This window comes from Streptomyces sp. NPDC045778, assembly GCF_056431945.1.
In genome coordinates, this window is the sequence record NZ_JBWKJZ010000035.1 from 71792 (window position 1) to 92195 (window position 20404).

Here is a 20404-nt window from a genome sequence, read left to right on the forward strand (position 1 = left end):
TAGCGGCAGACAGACGACAGACGGCCCGCAGCGCCACGCGTCGGGGCCAGACCCTCGAAGCCAGGCGAACCGGGTGGGCGGGTGGGAGGACCCGCCGCGGTAGCGGCGGGCGGGCGGCCCGGGGCGCCTCGCGTCGGGGCCGCACCCGCGAAGCCGCACATTCCGGGGAAGGCCCGCCCCGGCGCAGCCGGGCAGCCAGGCGGCCGGGCAGGCGGGCAGCCGGGCAGTCCGGGCAGCCCGGGGAAGTTACGACCCCGCGCCCGCCCCCGCCTCGTCGTCCTGCTGCCCCTCAAAGACCCGAAGCACCTCGTCGATCCGGTCCGCACTGAGCCGCTCACCATGTGCGGCCGACGCCGCGATGATCAGTTCGCCGCACAGCTCGATCTCGGCGAGGGCAACGTGGTCCTGAACCGCCGTGCCGCGCACCAGAGCCACGTTCACCACCTCTTCCTGACCACGGTTGTGCCGGTACCGGCTTCCTAGAGTAGGGAGCGGCCTACGTACCGCGCATGGCACGGACGGACCATATTGCGACTATCAGCCATCGATATGCGGCCACCGTCCGAGACCCCGCGGCGGCCCGCGAGCGGCCGCTACCGCTCGGCGATCTTCCCCGCGTAGATGTCCTTCTCCGGCGGCAGCCGCACCCGCACCGGCGCCCCGAAGCCGTACAGCGAGGTCGTCGACGCGACCTCGGCGTTGGCCACCTGGAACTGCTGGCGCAGCTTGCGCAGCCGCCCCCGCTCGTCGAGGTAGGCGTCGAACGGAACACCGCCCTTGCTGAACCCTTTCGCCACCGCCGCCCGCAGCGCGTCGCGGTACGGGGCGGACGCCGCGTCCGCCGCGTCCGCCAGATCGGCCACGCCCCGGTAGTGCCGCACGGCGACGCCGTCGACGCGCGTCTCGCGTACGTACGTCACCTGCCGCGCCCCACGCAGCAGTTCGGCGGCGACGAGCGGATCGGTGGCGCCGCCCGTGACGAGGTTCCCGTCGGACAGGGACGCGGTCTCGACGCGCACCCATTTGTCGGCGGGCACCCCTGCGCCCCGGTTCTTCATGTAGAGGGCCCCGCCCCGCAGCAGCTCCGTGACCGGCGGCCTGCGCCGGCCGCGGTCCGCCGGGTCCTGCGGCAGCACGACCTCGAACCGCCCCTGCCGGCGCCGGTAGTCGTACGCCCCCTGGCCCCGGATGGTCACGCGGGTGCCGCCGCTGGCCATCTCCATGGACGTACGCGCCTTGGAGGTGCCGGCGCGCGCCAGCGAGTCGGCGGCGTCCCGGACCTCCTTGGCGGGGTCGTCGCTCGCTGCGGCACCGCCGCCCGCACAGCCCGTGGCGAGCGTCATGAGACCCACCGCGGCCGCGACGGCCGCCGTGCCCGTGTGCCTGCGCTGCTGCCCCATCGCCCTGCCGACCCCCAGCCTCTCCACGCGTCGGTGAACGCCGTGCGGCGCCCGCCGGAGCGAGCCCCCTGTGTTCCGGATAACGACGGGTACGGGGTGTTGTCACGCGACAGCGCGTTCACTCTCCCGGCGTACCGTGGGGCCGTGCCCGAGCAGCATTCACCCGAACCGCCGCACCGTACGACCACCGTCGAGACGGGCCGCTTCTGCTCCGCCCGGTGCAGCTGCGGCTGGCGCGGCCCCGCGCGCCGCGCCCGCAGCAAGGCCCGCGACGACGCCGCCGCGCACAGCGGGACACCATGACCCCTTGGCCCGGAACCCGCCGGCCCCCGCTGTCGTCTCGTTGTGCGGGTAAGCAACGGGAGGGCTCATGGAACGGCTGGCACGACGTACGTTCATAGGGACGGCGGCCGCCGCGGTCGCGGCGGCGGGTACGGCCGCCTGCACCGGCGGGGACGGCGGCGGGGCGAGGGGCGGCGCCTCGGCTAGCACCACGGCGTCCCGGACGGGCTCCGCGGCCACCACGCCGATCAGGACGGCCGCCGCGTCCGCCGCGGCCGACCTCACCGCGCTCGCCCGTGACTTGGACGGCTCCTTGGTCCGGCCGAACGAGAGCCAGTGGGCCACGGCCCGCCAGCTGTACAACACCCGCTTCGACAATCTGAAGCCGACGGCGGTCGCGTACGTGGCGCACCCCGACGACATCCGCACCACCCTGGCCTACGCCCGCGCCCACGACGTCCCCGTCGCGGTCCGCAACGGCGGCCACTCCTACGCGGGCTGGTCCTCCGGCACCGGCCGCCTGATCCTCGACGTGTCGCGGCTCAACCGCACGCGCGTCTCCGGCTCCACCGCCACGATCGGCGGCGGCGCCAAGCTCATCGACGTCTACCGCTCCCTCGCCGCGAAGGGCGTCACCATCCCCGCGGGCTCCTGCCCGACGGTCGGCATCAGCGGTCTGACCCTCGGCGGCGGCCACGGCGTCGTCTCGCGCGCGTACGGCCTGACCTGCGACAGCCTGACCTCCGCGACGCTCGTCACCGCCGCGGGGAAGCTGATCAGGGCCGACAAGTCCGAGCACAAGGACCTGTTCTGGGCGCTGCGCGGCGCGGGCAACGGCCAGTTCGGCGTCGTCACGGAGCTGACGTTCCGCACGCACCCGGCGCCGCAGGCGGTCTCCGCGTACCTCACCTGGCCGTGGGCGAAGGCCGCCGCCGTGGTCAAGGCCTGGCAGGAGTGGGGGCCTGCGCAGCCGGACGAGATCTGGTCGTCGCTGCACCTCGCGGCCGTGCCCGGCGGCACCCCCACCGTCTCTGTGGCGGCCTTCTCGCTCGGCACGTACGGGGCGCTTCAGAACGCTGTCGACCGCCTCGCCGACAAGGTGGGCGCCCCCGCCCGCAGCGTCTCCCTGAAGCGCCGCGGCTACGAGGAGGCCATGGAGGTCTACGCGGGCTGCTCGTCGTTCGCGACGGACGCCCAGTGCCATCTGCCGGGCCGGACGCCGGGCCGCACCCCGACGGGCGCGCTCGGCCGGGAGACGTACGCGGCCCGCTCGGACTTCTTCGACCGCTCCCTGTCCGCGGCCGGGATCCGCGCGCTGCTCGGCCGGATCGAGCACGTGCGCGGCGAGCGCGGCACCGCGGGCAGCATCGCCCTGACCGCGCTCGGCGGCGCCATCAACCGCGTCGACCCGACGGCCACGGCGTTCGTGCACCGCCGCTCCCGGATGCTCGCCCAGTACATCGCCTCCTGGCGCCCGGGCACCTCCGGCACCGGCGCCCAGGGCTGGCTGAAGGACGCCCACGGCGCGATGCGGCGCTACGCGTCGGGCGCGGCGTACCAGAACTACACGGACCCGACGCTCACCAACTGGCGCGAGGCGTACTACGGCCAGGCCGCGCCCCGTCTGAAGAAGGTGAAGAAGGCCTACGACCCGACGCGCTTCTTCAGCTTCCCGCAGGCCCTGTAGGCCACCGGCGGGCCCGGGCGCCGACCACTCCGACGGCCCCTGCCTGCACCCGTTCGGCCCCGCCCGGGCCGCCCCCGGGTGGCCCGGCGGGCGCGGTGCCGCTGGCCTGAGGGCATGACACGTACCCGAATACGCATGGCCGTGGCGGGCGCGCTCTCGGGCGGCACCGGCGTATGGCTGCTGCGCCGCCGCGGGCGGCGGCCGTGCCGCACGCGCCTGGTGGCGCCCGGCGCCTCTACGCGGCGAGGCCCTTCTCGTCGGACCCCGCGGCCTCCTGCTCAGGGAGGGTGGCGACCGGCCGGGCGCCGCGGGGCGGCGCCCACACCAGACGGGCGGCCTTCCCGGAGCGCCCGATCGCCTTGGTGACGGGCGTGAGCAGCGCCATCGCGAGCGGCGAGAGCAGCAGCGCCACGGCCGTGCCGAGGGCGAAGCCGCCGACCACGTCGGTGGGGTAGTGCACGCCCATGAAGACGCGGCAGAAGCCTTCCAGGGCGGCGAGCGCGATCCCGGCGAAGCCGAACCTGCGGTTGGCGACGAAGAGGCCGACGCCGATGGCCATGGCGAGGGTCGCGTGGTCACTCACGAACGAGTAGTCGTTCTTGCCGTCGACCAGGACGTCCAGGCCCTGGTGGTCCTTGAAGGGGCGCGGGCGCTCCACGAAGTTCCGTATCGGCACGTTCACGAGGACGGCGATCGCGGCGGCGAGCGGGGCCCAGACGACGGCGGCGACGGAGCCGGCCGCGTCGTCGAGCGCGCCGCGCCTGCGGGCGCCCCACCAGCACCAGAGGACGAGCAGGACCAGGGCGAGCAGCAGTCCGTACTCGCCGACGAACTCCATGGTGCGGGCGAACCAGGACGGGGAGTCAGCCGCCAGGCCGTTGATGTCGTAGAGCAGGCTGACGTCGGGGTTCGACCCGGATGTGTCGAGTCCAGCCATGATGCCGCGGCCCCTTGTCTTCTCGCTCGCGGGCGCGCCGCCTGACGCGCCCTCCATCAACCCCCGTGGCCAGTGCGTGCTGTACCAGTCAAGGGAACGCACAGTCCCCTTATCTACGTTCCACTCTCCACCGAATGATCACTCAGACGTTATCGAAGAGAGACTCATCGCCGCAGCTCAGGGGGGTGTTTCAGCGGAACGTTCCAGCCAGCTCGGGCCGCGCGTGCGCCGGGCGTACGCCTCCGCTCCGGGCGCCGGTCAAATGTCCGTGCCCTCCGGCTGCGGCGCCCCCGAAGGTGCGGAAGGCGCGTCGGAACGCTCTTCGGAAGGCTCTTCGGAGGGCTTGCGGGACGGCGAGGCGCTCGGCTGCCCGGCCGGCTTCCGGTCCTTCTCGGTCTCCTTGTCCCGCTCCTCGGGCGACTCACTGGGCACTGCTTTTGCGCCATCTTCGGTCACCCGGGTGGCTCCGAAGTAGTCAGGGGTGTCCACGGGGTCGAAGCGGATCTTCGCGCCGGGCCGCGGCGCGTCGATCATGTAGCCGCCCCCTACATAGATACCGACGTGCCTGATGGCCCGCGAATTGCTCAGGTCGTCGGAGAAGAACACCAGGTCCCCCGGGAGCAGCTCGTCCCGCTTGGGGTGCGGCCCGGCGTTGTACTGGTCGTTGGCGACGCGCGGCAGATCGATCCCGACACTGCGGTACGCCGCGAGCGTGAGCCCCGAGCAGTCGAAACGGCCGCCCTGCTCGGCCGTTCCGTTGCCGCCCCAGAGGTACAGCGTGCCGAGCTTCTTCTGCGCGTAGTAGATGGCCCCGGCGGCCTGCCGCGACGGATTCACGCGCCCCACGGGCCTGGCGAAACTCTTCTCCAGAGTCGTGATGATCTTGACGTAGTTCTGCGTCTCGCGGTAGGGCGGCACGCCCCCGTACTTGATGACGGCGTACGCGCCCGCGTTGTACGCGGCGAGCATGTTCTTCGTCGGGTCGCCGGGCGCGTCCTTCACGTACTTGGCGAGCTTGCAGTCGTACGACGCGGCCGACGGGATGGCGTCCTTCGGGTCCCACACGTCCCGGTCCCCGTCGCCGTCGCCGTCGATGCCGTGCGTGGCCCAGGTGCCCGGGATGAACTGCGCTATGCCCTGCGCCCTCGCCGGGCTCTTCGCGCTCGGGTTGAACCCGCTCTCCTGGTACAGCTGGGCGGCGAGCAGGGCCGGGTTGATGGCCTTGCACAGATTGCCCCACTTCTGCACGAGGGGCTGGTACGTGGTGGGCACGGCTCCCTTGGCGAGGCCGACGCTGCCCTGCGCCCCGCCGCCCCCGGCGACCGAGCCCGCGGCGACGAACGTCCCGACGACGAGCAGCCCGATGAACCCCACCGAGCCACTGAACGCGACGGACGCGAGCAGCCATGTCTTACGCACCGTCAACCACCCCTCGCCCACCGGGAGTCCGCCGGGGTCAGTGTAGAGGCGGGGCCCCCGCCCCGGGTGGATCACCGGCCCTTCCGGGGCGGATACTCGAAGCCGCACGCCCGCACCGAAGGAGGCCGCGCCCGTGACCGACGCCCGCCCGGACCTGCCCGCCGACCTGGAGTGGATCCGCGCCGCCCCGGAGGACGAGCCGGGGCCGGGACCCTGGATCGAGTACGCCTTCGGCCCCGGCGACGCGGTGTACCTGCGCGAGACCGGCACCCCGGACCAGGTCGTCACGACGACCCGGGCGAAGTGGGAGGCCTTCGTCCTCGGCGTACGCGCGGGCGAGTTCGACCACTTCGTGGAAGGACACCGGGGCGACGGCTGACATGCCGGCGCCCCGGCACGGCTCCACCGGGTCCGCCGCCGGCGAGCGCTGACCGTGACGAACGATTGACGGAGCGCCAACTTTGGCGGACTGTAGGGGGGTTGGGCGCGGGGGAGCCGCCCGGCGCCCGGTGTTCTGCGTTCTACGGCTGGGGGGAGCCGACGATGGAGCCCAACGATCCCAGAGACAGGCCCGTCCCGCAGGACAGGCCGCCGACGGGGAGCGGGCCCGCGCCCGAGGACCGGCGCGATGACCGGCGCGAGGCCGGGGCCGCGCCCGGAGAGGCTGGGGCCGGGCCTGCGGACCGCCCCGGAGACAGGCCGAGGCCTGAGGCCGGGCCCGCGCCCGAGGGCGAACCGGCGGGACACGGCGGGCCCGCGCCCGAGGGCGAACCGGCGGGACACGGCGGGCCCGCGCCCGAGGGCGAACCTGCGGGACACGGCGGGCCCGCGCCCGAGGGCGAACCTGCGGGGCATGGCTGGCCCGCGCCCGCGCACAGGCCGTCGCCCGAAGCCCGACCCGGCCCGGCGAGCACCCCTGAGGCACCCCAGCCCTGGCCCACCGCCCCAGGCACACCTCCCCCCGGCGGCAGCACCCCGAAAGGCTTCGGCCCACCCCTGCCCGCCGGGCCGCCGCCCACCGCGCCGCCCCACGGCACGCCCGCCCCGCCGCCCGGCCCCGCCTACGGGCCACCGCCCCAGGCGCCCCCGCCCGGCAACCCCGGCTACGGCCCGCCCGCCACACCCGTGCCCCCGCCCTACGGCCCCCCGGAGCTTCTGGAGCCCCCGGCCGCCGCGCCCGCGCCCCCGCCCGCCGCGCCCGAGCCCCTTCGGCCCGTCGCCGCCGCGCTGCTCAACCTCACCGGGCTCGGCCTCGGTTACGTCCTCATCCGGGCCTGGCTGCCCGCCGCCCTGTCCTTGGCGGTCACCGGCGCACTGCTCCTGACCGCCCTGCCCGCCGACGTGGACGGCGTCCCCGGCGGCCTGCTCGCCGGCTACCTCGCCCTCCTCGTGCTCGCCGCGGCCGACGCGGCCCGCCGCGCCCGCCGCACCGCCATCGGCTGGCGCCTGCGCGCCCCGCTCGCCGCCGCGCTCGGCGTCGTCCTGCTCGCCGTCCCGGCCGCGAGCGCCTTCGCGTACGAGGCCGCTCAGGACGAAGCCGTCGAGGACATGCTCCTGGAGCGGCTCGACAAGGCCGACCAGCTCGTCGCGGACCAGGACGGGCAGGACTTCGCCGCCGCCGAACGCTCCTACCGCTCCGCCCTCGGCACCTACCGCGACCTTGTCCGCGACCACGAGGGCTCCCGCGCGGCCGACCGCGTGCCCGACCGCCTCGACGCGTACTACAAGGCCGTCGCCCGGCCCTACGCCGACCGCCGGTACTGCCAGGCCATCGCCCCCCTCACCTATCTGCGCACCCTGCCCACCAGCATGGGCGAGGACCGCCTCGGCCGCCTCGCCACCTGGCCCGACGACCGGCTCGCGACCTCCCTGTACGAGTGCGGGACCGCGGCCGTCGACCGCGGCGACGGCACCCACCTCCAGGAGCTGCTCACCACCTTCCCCAACTCCGCGGCCGCCGCGAAGGTCGTCCCCGCCCTCGGCGAGGCCATCGACGACCGCGCCGCCGACCTCAAGGGCGCCGACCCCTGCTCCGCCACCGAGAAGCTGACCCGCGTCCGCGCGGTCGCCGCCTCGCTGCCCGCGGGCAAGGGCACCTCCCTGACCGCACGGGCCGAACGCGCCGTCCGGACCGGCGAGTACGCCTGCGGCGTGGACGAGTTCAAGGACGGCCAGTTCACCGAGGCCGCCAAGCGCCTGCGCGACTACGCCGACACGTACAAGAACAGCGACAAGCGCGAGCGCGCCCGCACCATCGCCATCGCCGCCGAGGTCGCCGCCGACCGCCCGCAGGCCGGCCGCGAGCTGCCCGCCCAGCGCGGCCCCGGCTCCGGCCAGGAGTTCGTCGTGAAGAACGACGGGCCGAGCGCCGTCGAGGTCCTCTTCACCGGCCCTGCCACCGGCACCGTCAAGCTCGGCGCCTGCGCGGGCTGCACCACGTACTCCAGCAGGGCCGAGGGCAAGAGCAAGGCCTGCAAGGCGGGCCGGAGCTATCCGCAGAAGACTCTGCGCCTGCCGCCCGGCGAGTACCACTTCCTCTACAAGCGCGGCACCGGCGGCACCGGTCTCGTCCGCGACCACAGCGACGGCACCAAGGTCCAGGGCGGCTACCGCTACACCGACTGCACCTACGTCGTCAGCGGCGGCCTCGGCGGAATCGACGGCCTCACCCCCCGGACGTAGGCCCACGGGAGCCTTCCCCACCTCACCTGACGGAGCGTCTGCGGGCGTGGCCGGGCGTCGTCCTGAGTTGGCGTCAGTGGCCACGCCGGACCTTCATTGCCCGGCGTCACCCCTCGTGATACACAGAGTGACCATACGCTTGAAGTCAAGCCAACGAATGACGCCAAGGCTGCACACGCCGGACTGATTGTCGGCGACAATGAGCTTCGTCCTCTGCACTCCGGTACGCAGAGGTGGGCAGAGGTGCAGGAACAACCCACTAGGGGCGGTGAGTTACACATGCTTATGGCAGCCGAGAAGGGCGACATCACCACCATCATCGGTGGGATCGCCCCCGACTGGGGACCCTTCGGGGACTTGGGCAACGAAGCACGCGTGATGATCGAGGTCGTGATGGCCGTGGCGATCCTGCTGTGCCTCGGCATCGCGATCTGGGGCGCGGCGAAGCAGCGCATCGGAGCGACGGCGCTGCGCGACACGTTCAGCGCGGAGCAGGGCAAGGGCCTGATCATCGCGGGCCTGACCGGTGTCTTCATCATCGGCTCACTGGGCACGCTTTTCACCATCGTGTACGGCATGGCGGTCTGACCCCCGCCGCGCCCTCCTTCTCTCCCCCGTCCCCCTTCACTCCCCCGTCCGTCGTGCCCACCGGCTGAGGTTGCAACTCCCTGATGTCGAGTCACCACACCGCGCCCGCGCGGGAACCAGCACGGCTACCGTCATATCCGGTGCACCAGGCGGACGTGGTGGTCAAGGATGAGGTTGAGGGGGCGTACGCGCCATGAGCGATGACGATGACCTCTTCGGCGGCACGGGCGAGACCCGGACGCGGCTCCCGGACCGCGAGGACGGCTACGGCGGCGCCCGCAGATCCGGCCGCCCCGGCGGCCGCTCCCCCTCCCGCAGCCTCATCACCGTCATCGGCGTGGTCGTCCTCCTCATCGCCGCCATCGCCTTCGCGAACCGCGACGACTCGTCGTCCGACGGGGACGGGGACGGGGGCGGCAGCAAGGGCACGGAGGCCGCCCCCACGGCCCCCACCGGGGAGAAGCCGGTGAGCGGGAAGAACGGGGGGATCCCGGCGGGGTTCGCGAAGACGGAGCAGGGAGCGCAGAGCGCGGCGGCGAACTACGCGGTGGCGCTCGGCTCCGCCGAGATGTTCGACAAGGCGAAGCGCGACGGCGTCCTCAAGGCCATCATGGCCCCGTCCAGCGTGGCCAAGTTCAAGGCGGATCTGGACAAGGCCTACAGCGCGGACTTCTTCAAGAACGTCGGGCTCAACGCGGACGGGTCCACACCCAGTGGCTACCAGTTCATCTCGCGCACGAGCCCGATCGGCACCAGGGTCACCGAATTCGCCGACGGCAAGGCCACCGTGGCCGCTTGGTGCGGCGGCCTCCTCGGGCTCGCGGGCGAGCGGTCCACCAAACCGGTCACCAGCAGCTGGTTCACGATCACCATGAAGCTGACGTGGATCGACGGCGACTGGAAGATCACCACGCACACCCAGAAGGACGGTCCCGCCCCGGTCCCGGGCGATGACCGCGCGTCCGGCTCAGAAGAGATCGCGGACGCCGTCGAAGGGTACGGAGGGTTCACGTATGCGCGGTAGTCGCCCCGTACTGAAGCTCACCGCCGCCCTCGCGGCCATCCAGACTGCGGTGCTCCTCTTCGCGACGCGCGCCGCCGCCGCACCCGACGACGACCCGTGCGCGCTCATCCACGGCCCCGCCAAGAAGTACTGCGAGCAAGGCGAAGGCGGCGGCGGTGGCGGGGGAGGGGAGCGGAAGACGCCTGACAATGGGGCGCTCGCCGATCTCGATCCGCTCAGCTCGCTGGCCCGCGGCTTCGGTGACGCCGCGTCCTGGATCGTCAACAAGCTCACCGAGTACGTGAACGACACCGCGGCCGTGGACTTCACCAACGAGAAGTTCCTCAAGCAGTACGCCGTGGTGTTCGCCGCGTCGACGATCCTCACGCTGATCGTGTGGCTGCTCGCCGTCACCAAGCGGGCCGTGCGCGGCGTACCCCTGCTGACCGCGCTGTCGGAAGCGATCGGCTTCCTCTGGCTGACGGTGCTCGCCTCCGCGTTCACCCCGCTGATCCTGTCCACCGTGGTGTCCGCGACGGACGGCGTGTCCGAGGTGCTCGCCAAGTCGGTGGGCGGCGACACCGACCGGTTCTTCGGCACGTTCTCACAGGCCCTCGACAAGGGCACCGACATCGGCGGCGGCCCGATCATGCTGATCGTCGTGTCCGCCGTGTCGATCGCCGCCGCCGGCATCCTCTGCCTGGAGCTGGTGATCCGCGCCGCCATGCTCTACGTCGGCGCGCTGCTCGGCACCGTCGTGTACTCGGGCCTCGTCGACAAGAACACCTGGGGCCGCATCCGCCGCTGGGCCGGCCTGATGATCGCGATCATCCTGGTGAAGCCCATCATCGTGATCGTGCTCGGAGTGGCCGGAGCCCTCCAGGGCGAGGACGGCCCCGACTCCCTGTCGGCCGTCGTCTCCGGGCTCTCCGTCATCCTCCTCGCCATCTTCGCCAGCGCCTCCATCTACCGGTTCATCCCCGGCTTCGGCGACGACATCATGGCCACCCGCAACAACCGCCTGATGCGCGGCGCCGAGAACCGCGCCGCCACCGCCCTCAACTCGCCCGCCGCCTGGGTCGCCCAGGGCATCCGCACCCACAGCGCACGCCCGGGCGGCAAGGCGGGCGGCGGCCAGGGCGGCGGTGGCGACACCCCGCCGCAGCCCGCCGCGGCCAACGCCGTCGGCAGCGGCCTGTCCTCGCACGCCCACCGGCAGCCGGGCCCCGCCCAGAACGGCGGCGGAACTGTCCCCTCCGCCGCACCCCCACCCCGCACGAGCCCGTCGAGCACCCCGCACGCGGGCAACCGCGGAACGAACAGCACAGGAGGTGAAGGGCGTTGACGACCCAGTCCCATGTGTCCCCACCGGTCACGCCCCGCCGCACCTATCTCATCGGCCGCGCCCGGCCGAACGCCATCATCGGCCGCAACCGCGAGACCGGCGAGATCGCCCTGATCATCGGCGGCGCCTTCCTCGGCATGATGTGCGGCATCCTCATCCCGTTCCTCGCCCTGCGCATCGTGCTGCTCATGGGCTTCCCGCTGATCGCCATCGCCGCGGTGTACATCCCGTACAAGGGGCGTACGTTCTACCGGTGGTTCGAGATCAACCGGAGCTACAAGCGGTCGCTGCGGCGCGGCACCGCCTACCGGTCGGCGGCCGCCGAGGCGGGCATCCGGCTCGACGGGCGCGAGGTGGAGATCGGGCCGCCGCCCGGCATCGGCCGCATCAGCTGGCTGGCCGCGCCCTTCGGGCCCGACGAGATCGCCGTCCTGCTGCACGCCGACCGGCGCACCGTCACCGCCGCCATCGAGATCGAGGGCCCCGGCGTCGGCCTGCGCGACAGCGAGGACCAGGAGGCCCTCGTCGACCGGTTCGGCACCCTGCTCAAGCACGTGGCCAACGGCGACGGCTTCGTGACGCGCCTCCAGATGCTGGCCCGCACCCTGCCTGCCGACCCGGACGCGCACGCCAAGGACGTCGCCGCCCGCGGCGACGACCGTTCGTTGCCCTGGCTCCAGCACAGCTACGACCAGCTCCAGTCGATGGTCTCCACCAGCAGCGAGCAGCACCGCGCCTACCTCGTCGCCTGCATGCACTACTCCCGCGACCTGGCCGCCGAGGCACAGGCCATGGCCCGCGCCGCCCGCCCGCACGGCGGCAGGAAGCTCGACCGGGACGCCGGGCTCGCCGTCGTCATGGCGCGCGAGCTGACCGACATCTGCTCGCGCCTCCAGGAGGCCGACATCCGCGTGCGCCAGCCGCTCGGCCAGGGTCGCCTCGCCTCGCTCGTGCACTCCATGTACGACCCGGACCACCCCATCGACCACATCCAGGCGATGACGAAACGTAATGCCTGGCCCGCCGAGCTGGACGCGATGGAGCCCACCTACCTCCAGGCGAAGACCCGCGAGTCCGCGACCCGCGCCCCCTGGTGCCACGCCACGGCCTGGGTCAAGGAGTGGCCGATGACGCCGGTCGGCGTCAACTTCCTCGCGCCGCTCCTCGTCCACACCCCGGACGTGATCCGCACCGTCGCCGTCACCATGGACCTGGAGCCCACCGAGGTCGCCATCGAGCGCATGCTCACGGAGAAGACCAACGACGAGGCGGAAGCCAGCCGTCAGGCCAAGATGAACCGCACCGTCGACCCCCGTGACATCGCCTCGCACTCCCGCCTCGACCAGCGCGGCGAGGACCTCGCGAGCGGCGCGGCGGGCGTCAACCTCGTCGGCTACATCACCGTCTCCTCGCGCTCCCCCGAAGCCCTCGCCCGCGACAAGCGGACGATAAGGGCCTCGGCCGGAAAGTCGTATCTGAAACTGGAGTGGTGCGACCGCGAGCACCACCGGGCATTCGTGAACACGCTGCCGTTCGCGACCGGCATCCGGCGATGAACCACAACGGTAGGGGTGTGAAGGTGCGATGCGGGATCCGCTGACCGTCCTCACGGACGCGTTCACGGCCTTCCTGTTCGGGAAGGTCGAGACCACCCGCCTTCCGGTGCGCACGTCGACGGGCCAGGCCCAGGCGGTCTACCTGCCGACGGCCGCGCCGGGACTCGGCGACTCCGGCGTGATCATCGGGCGCGAGGTGTACTCCGGCAAGGGCTACATCTACGACCCGTTCCAGCTGTACGGCCAGCAGCTCCCGGCCCCTCACTGGCTGGTCCTCGGCGAGTCCGGCAACGGCAAGTCCGCCCTGGAGAAGACGTACGTCCTGCGGCAGCTCCGCTTCAAGGACCGCCAGGTCGTCGTCCTGGACGCCCAAGGCGAGGACGGCGTCGGCGAGTGGAACCTCATCGCGCAGGAGCTGGGGATAACCCCCATCCGGCTCGACCCGACGGCCGCCCTCGACATGGGCATCCGCCTCAACCCGCTCGACCCGGCCATCACCACCACCGGCCAGCTCGCGCTGCTGCGCACCATCATCGAGGTGGCGATGGGGCACGGCCTCGACGAGCGCTCCGGCTTCGCCCTCAAGGTCGCGCACGCCTACGTCAACGAGGCCATCGTCGACCGCCAGCCCGTCCTCACCGACATCGTCGAGCAGCTGCGCCACCCCGAACCGGAGTCCGCCGAGGCCATGAACGTGGCCATAGACGACGTCCGGGCCTGGGGTCTGGACGTGGCGCTCGTCCTCGACCGGCTGGTGGACGGCGACCTGCGCGGCATGTTCGACGGCCCCACGACCGTCGGCATCGACCTCGACGCGCCGCTCATCGTCTTCGACCTGTCCCACATCGACCGCAACTCCATCGCCATGCCCATCCTCATGGCGATCGTCGGCGTGTGGCTCGAGCACACCTGGATCCGCCCCGACCGGAAGAAGCGCATCTTCCTCGTCGAGGAGGCCTGGCACATCATCAACTCGCCGTTCGTGGCGCAGCTCTTCCAGCGCCTGCTGAAGTTCGGCCGGCGCCTCGGCCTGTCGTTCGTGGCGGTGGTCCACCACCTCTCGGACGTCGTCGACGGAGCGGCCGCGAAGGAGGCCGCCGCCATCCTGAAGATGGCGTCCACGCGCACGATCTACGCCCAGAAGGCGGACGAGGCACGCGCCACGGGCCGTGTCCTCGGCCTGCCCCGGTGGGCGGTTGAGATCATCCCCACCCTGACGCCCGGCATCGCGGTCTGGGACGTCAACGGCAACGTCCAGGTGGTCAAACACCTGATCACGGACACGGAGCGCCCCCTGGTCTTCACCGACCGCGCCATGACGGAGTCCGCGAGCGACCTGCTCGCGGCCGACGACGCGCTCGCGGCGGCCGAACGGGAGGCGGAGGAAAGGGCGGCGTACATGGAACGGCAGATGGGCGAAGGCCCCGCGGGGACCTCCCGGTCGACGGTGGCGTGACATGGAGCAGGACCGCTACCGGGACCGCCCCCAGGACCAGCGCGGCCGCGACCGCGGCGTCCCGGACGCCCTGCTCGTGGGCGTCCTGGCCTTCGTGGTCGGCATGGTCTTCCTCATGTGGTCGGCGACGGGCATCGCGGGCCTGTGGGCCCATGGCGCCTGGCCCGAGCACGTCACGTTCAACAACACGCCGCCCGCCGTACGCCACCTCGTCCAGGAACCCCACGACGTCGCGGGCGCCTGGCCCGCGACCCCCCGCGACCAGCTCTCCGGCTACGGCCTCTTCTGGGGCTTCCTCATCGGCCAGGTGATGGTCCTGATCGTCCTCACGATCTTCGTCATGGGCACCTTGACCCGCTTCCGGGCGGTCCGCAGAGCCCGCCGCACGGGCACACCCGCGCTCACGACGGAGCCCCCCGCTCCCGCTGTGGGCAACTGGTCCGCCCAGGGGGTGGAACGGGTGGGCACAGCCCCCACCGCCGAGCAACCGCTCGAAGCAGAGCCCGCGCCGGAGCCCGCCCTTGCCAAGCGACCCCCCGCCGTCCCCACCCCCCGCACCCCCTTGATCCTCGGCACCCCGGAAACCCGCCGCCCCCTCGCCGCCGAGGCCATCGCCGACGCCGAGTCCGCGACCCTGGTCATCACCTCCGACCCCACCCTGTGGGAGGAGACGAAGGACGCCCGCGCCAAACTGGGCCCCGTCCTCGTCTACGACCCCGCACACCTCTGCGACACCCCCGCCCGCCTCCACTGGTCCCCCACCACCGGCTGCGAGGACAAGGCCACGGCGACCCACCGCGCCCGCGCCCTGCTCGCCCCCATAAGACCCACCGCCAAACTGGACACGGCCGTGGCGGACACCGCCGAACTCCTGCTGCGCAGCTTCCTGCACGCCGCCGCCGTGGACGGCCGCTCCGTGAAGCACGTCCACCGCTGGGCCCAGGGCACCCAGGTCCAGGACGCCGTCCGGGTCCTGCGCACCCACCCCAAGGCCGCCCCGGGCGCCGCGGGCGAGCTGGAGTCGGCGCTCACCGCGTACGCGGAACGCCGCGACATGGCCCAGGAGCTGACGTCCCGCGCCCTGTCCTGCCTGTTCACGCTCAACGTACGGGAGTCCTGCACGCCGAACCGCGCGGACTCCCTCAGCCTGGAGTCCCTCGTCGACGAGGGCGGCACCCTCTTCGTGGTGGGCGAGGCGATCGAGGACCCCAAGACGAACCCGGGCGCGATGCCCCTGCTCACGGCCCTCGCCTCCAGCATGGTCGAGCGCGGCCGTGGCCTCGCCGACCGGTCACCCGCGGGACGGCTCGACCCGCCCCTGACCCTCGTACTCGACGACGTCGCGGCCGTCGCCCCGCTCCCCCAGCTGCCGGAGCTGCTCGCCGCGGGAGCCGACCAGGGCATGCCCACCCTCGCCCTGCTCCGCTCCCGCGAACAGGGCCGCGCCCGCTGGCCCCACGACGAACTGATCGGCTAGCCCCCGAGGGGCCGCTCCAGCACCATCTCGTACTCCAGCGCCGACGGATCCCCGGGCACCGCCGCCGACCGGCCGCTGCGCACAAAGCCGAACCGCCGGTAGAAGGCCTCGGCCCGCGCGTTGTCCTCGTGCACGAAGAGCCGCACCCGCTCGACCCCGGCCCCCTCCGGGTCCCGCGCCCACTCCACCGCCGCCTCGAACAGCGCCTCGGTCAGGCCCGTGCCCCGGTGCTCGGGCCGCACGTACACGCCCACCAGATGCGCCTGCCGCACCGCGACCGCGGCCCCCAGCACGCTCTGCGCGCCCGGCTCCTCGACGAGCACGGTCACCGAGCCCGCCCAGCCGCCGTCCGGCCCCTCCGCGACGAACTGCCGCAGCGGCCCGCCCGGCGCGGCGTTCGTGGTCCGGTCCTGCCAGTACTCGTCGGGCTTCCCGACCGCGTTCTCGTACGTCTCCAGGAAGGCGACCGGCGCCGCCGGATCCCGCAGGGCGAGCAGCCGCAGCGCCCGGACCTGCCGCCATTCGTCGCCACGCACGGGGCGTATGAGGTGCTCCATACACCGATCCTAGGGAACACCCCAGCGCGAAGCCGCCTGGTTTTCCGCGACCTGCTGACGGCACCGACGCGCCACCCGCCGTCGTACCCCGGTACTACTCCCCGCCCGAGCCGAGGACCCCGGTCCGACGCGCCGCGGCCCGCCCCACCGCGACCATCGACCCATGATTCGCGCACAGGGACTCACCAAACGCTACGGCGGCGGCACCCGCGCCAAGACCGCCGTCGACGGCCTCAGCTTCGAGGTCCACCCCGGCACCGTCACCGGCTTCCTCGGCCCGAACGGCGCGGGCAAGTCCACCACCATGCGGATGCTCCTCGGCCTCGACGCCCCCACGAGCGGCCACTGCACCGTCGGCGGCCGTGCCTACGCCACCCACAGCGCGCCCCTGACCGAGGTCGGCGCGCTCCTGGAAGCCCGTTCCCTGCACCCGGGCCGCTCCGCGTACCACCACCTGACGGCCCTCGCGCACACGCACGGAATCCCTCGCTCCCGCGTCGAGCAGGTCCTCGCCGCCACCGGCCTCAGCGACGTCGCGGGCCGCCGCGTCAAGGGCTTCTCCCTCGGCATGGGCCAGCGCCTCGGCATCGCGGCGGCCCTCCTCGGCGACCCCGCGACGCTCATCCTGGACGAGCCGGTCAACGGCCTCGACCCCGAAGGCGTCCTGTGGATCCGCAACCTCCTCAAGGCACAGGCCGCCGAGGGCCGCACGGTCCTCGTCTCCTCGCACCTCATGAGCGAGATGGCCGTGACCGCCGACCACCTGATCATCGTCGGCCGCGGCCGGCTGCTCGCGGACACGACGGTCGAGAAGTTCGTACGCGAGTCCGGCACCGGCTCCGTGAAGGTCGTGTCCCCCGCGGCCTCCCGCCTCGCCGAGCTGCTCGCGGGCCCCGGAGTGACCATCGACACCGGCGCCCCCAGCACCCTGGACATACGCGGCACCGACGCCGAGCACATCGGCCGCACCGCCGCCGCCCACGCCATCCCGCTCTTCGAACTCACCCCGCACACCGCGTCCCTGGAGCAGGCCTTCATGGACCTGACCCACGACTCCGTCGAGTACGTGACCCCGGCCGGCGCGCCCCTGGAAGGAGCAGCGGCATGACCACGACCGCCCCCACCCCCTACCGGGTCACCCCGGCCCGCGTCCTGCGCTCCGAATGGCACAAGCTGTGGACGCTGCGCACCACCTGGATCACCCTGCTCGCGGGGAGCGCCCTGGTCCTCGCGGTCGGCATCACCATGGGCAGCACGTACGACGGCGACGACTCCGACGTCGACACGATCGTCTTCACCCTCTTCGGCACCCAGCTCTCCCAGATCTGCCTCGCGGTCCTCGGCATCCTCGTCACCGCGGGCGAGTACTCGACGGGCATGATCCGCGCCTCGCTGACCGCCGTGCCGCGCCGGCTGCCCGTCCTGTGGTCCAAGGCCGCGATCTTCACCGCGGTGGTGTTCACGCTGTCCTTCGTCACCAACGTCGTCACCTTCCTCACCGCCCAGATCTGGCTCGCGGACACCGACAAGGAGTTGTCCCTCTTCGACTCCGGCGTCCTCGGCGCCCTCGCGGGCAACGCGGCGGGCCTCACCCTGATGAGCCTGATCGCCCTGGGGCTCGGCGCGCTGCTGCGCTCGGTGCCCGGCGGCATCGGCGCGTTCGTCGGCTCGGTGCTCGTCCTGCCGGAGATCCTCGGGACGCTGCCCCTCGACGCCGTGGACGACGTCGTGCGCTGCTTCCCCGCGCAGGCCGCCGCCTCGCTCGGCTCGATCACCCGCGTGGAGAACGCGATCGCCCCCGGCCCCGCCCTGCTCGCCCTCGCCCTGTGGGCCCTCGCGACCCTGGCCGCCGCCTCGCTCCTGCTCAAGCGCCGCGACGTGTGACCCGCACCGCCCCACACGTGGAACTCCTGTACGAGGATGAGTTCGTGGCCCACGATCCGCACCCCCTCACCCAGTACGTCCAGCGCCTGGTCCAGCGGGTGCGCGCCGTCGACGAGCGCCGCCCGCTGGTCTGGGACCTGCTGGTGACCGGCTTCTTCGTGACGGCGGGCGGCATCGACTTCGCCGGCGGCGGCTGGCGCAACATCGCCCACAACCAGCACGTCCCCACCTGGCTGGTCCTCACGACGAGCCTCGGCCTGACCCTGCCGCTGCTGTGGCGGCGCCGCCATCCGATGGCGGCCCTCGCCGTCATGGTGGCGTTCGGCACGGTCAACGCGGGCACCGGCGCGATGCTCCAGGTCTCCCTCGTACAGCTCATCGTCCTGTTCAGCATCGCGCTGCGGCTGCCGCTGCGGACCCTTGGCCGGGCGGGCGCGCTGATGCTGGTGCCGCTGCTCGTGGGGACCGTCCGCTATCCGAAGGGCAGTTGGGACCAGCAGATCGTGCCGCAGGTGTGGGCGTACGCGATCGTCGCGCTCCTGGGCATCGCCGTACGCTCCCGCCAGGACTACACCCAGGCCCTCGTCGAGCGCGCCCGCCAGCTGGAGGTCGAACGCGACCAGCAGGCCCAGCTCGCCGCGGCCGCCGAACGCACCCGCATCGCCCGCGAGATGCACGACATCATCGGCCACAACCTGTCCGTCATCACGGGCCTCGCCGACGGCGGCAAGTACGCGGCCGCCAAGTCCCCCGAGCACGCCGCGAAGGCCCTCGACGCCATCGGCTCCACCAGCCGTCAGGCACTCGCGGAGCTGCGCCGCCTCCTCGACGTCCTGCGGGACGACACCCCGGAGGCCGCGGCCCTGGCCCCGCAGCCCGCGCTCGCCGACCTGACCCGTCTCGTCGACGGCGTACGGTCCGCGGGCCTGCCCGTCCGCACGACGGTCCACGGCCGCCCCGACGCGCTGCCCCCGGGCCAGGAACTCACGGTGTACCGCGTGGTGCAGGAGGCCCTGACGAACACGCTCAAGCACGGCGGCCCGGGCGCGACGGCGGCGGTCGAGATCACGTACGCCGGCGACGGGGTGACGGTCACCGTCACGGACACCGGCGTGGCGACCCCCGTGTCAGGGGGCCGCGACGGCCGTGGTCTCACCGGCATGCGCGAGCGAACGTCCCTGTACGCGGGCACACTTGAGGCCGGCCCGCGCCCTCTGCCCGCCACCGGCTGGGAGGTCCGCCTCCATCTGCCCGGCACCACCGCCCCTCCCCGTGTCACCGCCCCGAAGGAAGCCGCTCAGTGACCAGTGTCCTCATCGTCGACGACCAGCCCCTGCAACGCTTCGGCTTCCGCATGCTCCTGGAGAGCCAGGACGACATGACGGTGGCGGGCGAGGGCGGCAGCGGCACCGACGCGGTCCGCATGGCCGCCGACCTGCGTCCGGACGTCGTCCTGATGGACATCCGCATGCCCGACATGGACGGCATCGAGGCCACCCGCCGCATCGTCGCGTCCGGCTCGCAGTCCCGTGTCCTCATCCTCACGACGTTCGACCTGGACGAGTACGCGTACGCGGGTCTGCGCGCGGGGGCCTCCGGTTTCCTCATCAAGGACGCGCTGCCGGAGGAACTCCTTTCCGGCATCCGCGCGGTCGCCACGGGCGACGCGGTGGTGGCCCCGAGGCTGACGCGGCGCCTCCTCGACGCCTTCGCGGCCCATCTGCCGAGCGGCGAGTCGGCGGACAACCCGGCCGACCCGGCCCAGCACCCGCTTCTGGCCTCTTTGACGGACCGCGAGCGCCAGATCCTCACGGTCATCGGCCAGGGCTGGACGAACATGGAGATAGCCGCGCGCCTGCATCTGGCCGAGTCGACGGTGAAGACCCATGTGGGCCGCATCCTCGCGAAGACGGGCGCGCGGGACCGGGTTCAGGCGGTCATTCTGGCGTACGACACGAAGCTGGTACGGCCGGTGTAATGCGTCGGTGAGGCGCCGGTGTGTATATGCCGGCGCGGCCTGATTCGGTCGGGCCCATAACGCAGAAAACCCCCGTGCCATCAGGCACGGGGGTTTCCCTCACAATTTGTTCGGCGGCGTCCTACTCTCCCACAGGGTCCCCCCTGCAGTACC

At 72.8% G+C, this 20404-nt stretch carries 19 protein-coding genes; 14 read left to right on the forward strand and 5 right to left on the reverse strand.

All coding sequences use genetic code 11. The features are described 5' to 3' along the window. Positions 1–246: 246 nt before the first annotated feature. Positions 247–441 (reverse strand): hypothetical protein, encoded by a 195-nt coding sequence (locus tag AC07GB_RS33145; RefSeq protein ID WP_478852008.1) that lies wholly within the window; start codon positions 439–441, stop codon positions 247–249. Between the two features lie 152 nt (positions 442–593). Further along, on the reverse strand, positions 594–1400 hold the full coding sequence (locus AC07GB_RS33150) for an SCO4651 family lipoprotein (RefSeq protein ID WP_478852049.1): 807 nt from the start codon (positions 1398–1400) through the stop codon (positions 594–596). Between the two features lie 144 nt (positions 1401–1544). On the opposite strand from AC07GB_RS33150, the gene AC07GB_RS33155 reads away from it, so the two are divergent. Together AC07GB_RS33155 and AC07GB_RS33160 are read left to right on the forward strand one after the other, a co-directional pair. Beyond that, entirely contained in the window at positions 1545–1703 is a 159-nt protein-coding gene (locus AC07GB_RS33155) for a hypothetical protein (protein ID WP_478852010.1), read from the forward strand. Between the two features lie 76 nt (positions 1704–1779). Continuing rightward, positions 1780–3369: an FAD-binding oxidoreductase gene (locus AC07GB_RS33160; RefSeq protein ID WP_478852051.1), complete on the forward strand. Its 1590-nt coding sequence runs from the start codon at positions 1780–1782 to the stop codon at positions 3367–3369. A 235-nt stretch (positions 3370–3604) separates the two neighbouring features. On the opposite strand, the gene AC07GB_RS33165 is transcribed toward AC07GB_RS33160, so the two are convergent. Both AC07GB_RS33165 and AC07GB_RS33170 read right to left on the reverse strand, forming a co-directional pair. Further along, the gene (locus tag AC07GB_RS33165; RefSeq protein WP_478852012.1) at positions 3605–4306 is read right to left on the reverse strand and encodes a phosphatase PAP2 family protein; all 702 of its coding nucleotides are present in this window, start codon (positions 4304–4306) and stop codon (positions 3605–3607) included. 258 nt (positions 4307–4564) lie between these two features. Then, entirely contained in the window at positions 4565–5731 is a 1167-nt protein-coding gene (locus AC07GB_RS33170) for an NlpC/P60 family protein (RefSeq protein WP_478852014.1), read from the reverse strand. Between the two features lie 127 nt (positions 5732–5858). Here AC07GB_RS33170 and AC07GB_RS33175 point away from each other — a divergent pair, with 127 nt between their 5' ends. From AC07GB_RS33175 to AC07GB_RS33210, 8 genes are all read left to right on the forward strand, one after another. Next, positions 5859–6104: a DUF397 domain-containing protein gene (locus AC07GB_RS33175; RefSeq protein ID WP_478852016.1), complete on the forward strand. Its 246-nt coding sequence runs from the start codon at positions 5859–5861 to the stop codon at positions 6102–6104. Positions 6105–6850: 746 nt separating this feature from the next. Further along, entirely contained in the window at positions 6851–8407 is a 1557-nt protein-coding gene (locus tag AC07GB_RS33180) for a hypothetical protein (protein ID WP_478852018.1), read from the forward strand. Positions 8408–8686: 279 nt separating this feature from the next. After that, positions 8687–8995, forward strand: coding sequence for a hypothetical protein (locus AC07GB_RS33185; protein ID WP_478852020.1), 309 nt, complete (start codon positions 8687–8689; stop codon positions 8993–8995). A gap of 193 nt (positions 8996–9188) precedes the next feature. Further along, complete coding sequence (locus tag AC07GB_RS33190) at positions 9189–10019, forward strand: DUF8175 domain-containg protein (RefSeq protein WP_478852022.1); 831 nt, start codon at positions 9189–9191, stop codon at positions 10017–10019. Beyond that, positions 10009–11343, forward strand: a complete 1335-nt coding sequence (locus tag AC07GB_RS33195; RefSeq protein ID WP_478852024.1) for a hypothetical protein — start codon at positions 10009–10011, stop codon at positions 11341–11343. Before AC07GB_RS33190 ends, AC07GB_RS33195 begins: the two co-directional genes overlap by 11 nt. Next, on the forward strand, positions 11340–12899 hold the full coding sequence (locus AC07GB_RS33200; protein ID WP_478852025.1) for an SCO6880 family protein: 1560 nt from the start codon (positions 11340–11342) through the stop codon (positions 12897–12899). Before AC07GB_RS33195 ends, AC07GB_RS33200 begins: the two co-directional genes overlap by 4 nt. A 28-nt stretch (positions 12900–12927) precedes the next feature. After that, positions 12928–14355 carry an ATP-binding protein gene (locus tag AC07GB_RS33205; protein WP_478852026.1) on the forward strand — a complete coding sequence of 476 codons (1428 nt, stop codon included), beginning with the start codon at positions 12928–12930 and terminating at the stop codon, positions 14353–14355. A 1-nt stretch (position 14356) separates the two neighbouring features. Then, the gene (locus tag AC07GB_RS33210) at positions 14357–15832 is read left to right on the forward strand and encodes a type IV secretory system conjugative DNA transfer family protein (protein WP_478852028.1); all 1476 of its coding nucleotides are present in this window, start codon (positions 14357–14359) and stop codon (positions 15830–15832) included. On the opposite strand, the gene AC07GB_RS33215 is transcribed toward AC07GB_RS33210, so the two are convergent. Next, positions 15829–16389 carry a GNAT family N-acetyltransferase gene (locus AC07GB_RS33215; RefSeq protein ID WP_478852030.1) on the reverse strand — a complete coding sequence of 187 codons (561 nt, stop codon included), beginning with the start codon at positions 16387–16389 and terminating at the stop codon, positions 15829–15831. The genes AC07GB_RS33210 and AC07GB_RS33215 overlap by 4 nt on opposite strands. A 163-nt stretch (positions 16390–16552) precedes the next feature. On the opposite strand from AC07GB_RS33215, the gene AC07GB_RS33220 reads away from it, so the two are divergent. The 4 genes from AC07GB_RS33220 to AC07GB_RS33235 are packed head-to-tail and all read left to right on the forward strand — an operon-like array spanning position 16553 to position 20251. After that, the gene (locus AC07GB_RS33220; RefSeq protein ID WP_478852032.1) at positions 16553–17497 is read left to right on the forward strand and encodes an ABC transporter ATP-binding protein; all 945 of its coding nucleotides are present in this window, start codon (positions 16553–16555) and stop codon (positions 17495–17497) included. Continuing rightward, positions 17494–18273, forward strand: coding sequence for an ABC transporter permease (locus AC07GB_RS33225; RefSeq protein WP_478852034.1), 780 nt, complete (start codon positions 17494–17496; stop codon positions 18271–18273). Before AC07GB_RS33220 ends, AC07GB_RS33225 begins: the two co-directional genes overlap by 4 nt. Positions 18274–18317: 44 nt before the next feature. Further along, complete coding sequence (locus AC07GB_RS33230) at positions 18318–19577, forward strand: sensor histidine kinase (protein ID WP_478852036.1); 1260 nt, start codon at positions 18318–18320, stop codon at positions 19575–19577. Next, positions 19574–20251: a response regulator gene (locus AC07GB_RS33235; RefSeq protein WP_478852037.1), complete on the forward strand. Its 678-nt coding sequence runs from the start codon at positions 19574–19576 to the stop codon at positions 20249–20251. Before AC07GB_RS33230 ends, AC07GB_RS33235 begins: the two co-directional genes overlap by 4 nt. Positions 20252–20404 lie beyond the last annotated feature (153 nt).

Excerpts from the sequence above, each read along its gene's own strand:
- AC07GB_RS33215 (WP_478852030.1), bottom strand. The coding sequence starts at position 16,389 with ATGGAGCACCTCATACGCCCCGTGCGTGGCGACGAATGGCGGCAGGTC.
- AC07GB_RS33150 (WP_478852049.1), bottom strand. The coding sequence starts at position 1,400 with ATGGGGCAGCAGCGCAGGCACACGGGCACGGCGGCCGTCGCGGCCGCG.
- AC07GB_RS33165 (WP_478852012.1), bottom strand. The coding sequence starts at position 4,306 with ATGGCTGGACTCGACACATCCGGGTCGAACCCCGACGTCAGCCTGCTC.
- AC07GB_RS33220 (WP_478852032.1), top strand. The coding sequence starts at position 16,553 with ATGATTCGCGCACAGGGACTCACCAAACGCTACGGCGGCGGCACCCGC.
- AC07GB_RS33210 (WP_478852028.1), top strand. The coding sequence starts at position 14,357 with ATGGAGCAGGACCGCTACCGGGACCGCCCCCAGGACCAGCGCGGCCGC.
- AC07GB_RS33185 (WP_478852020.1), top strand. The coding sequence starts at position 8,687 with ATGCTTATGGCAGCCGAGAAGGGCGACATCACCACCATCATCGGTGGG.
- AC07GB_RS33225 (WP_478852034.1), top strand. The coding sequence starts at position 17,494 with ATGACCACGACCGCCCCCACCCCCTACCGGGTCACCCCGGCCCGCGTC.
- AC07GB_RS33195 (WP_478852024.1), top strand. The coding sequence starts at position 10,009 with ATGCGCGGTAGTCGCCCCGTACTGAAGCTCACCGCCGCCCTCGCGGCC.
- AC07GB_RS33205 (WP_478852026.1), top strand. The coding sequence starts at position 12,928 with ATGCGGGATCCGCTGACCGTCCTCACGGACGCGTTCACGGCCTTCCTG.
- AC07GB_RS33190 (WP_478852022.1), top strand. The coding sequence starts at position 9,189 with ATGAGCGATGACGATGACCTCTTCGGCGGCACGGGCGAGACCCGGACG.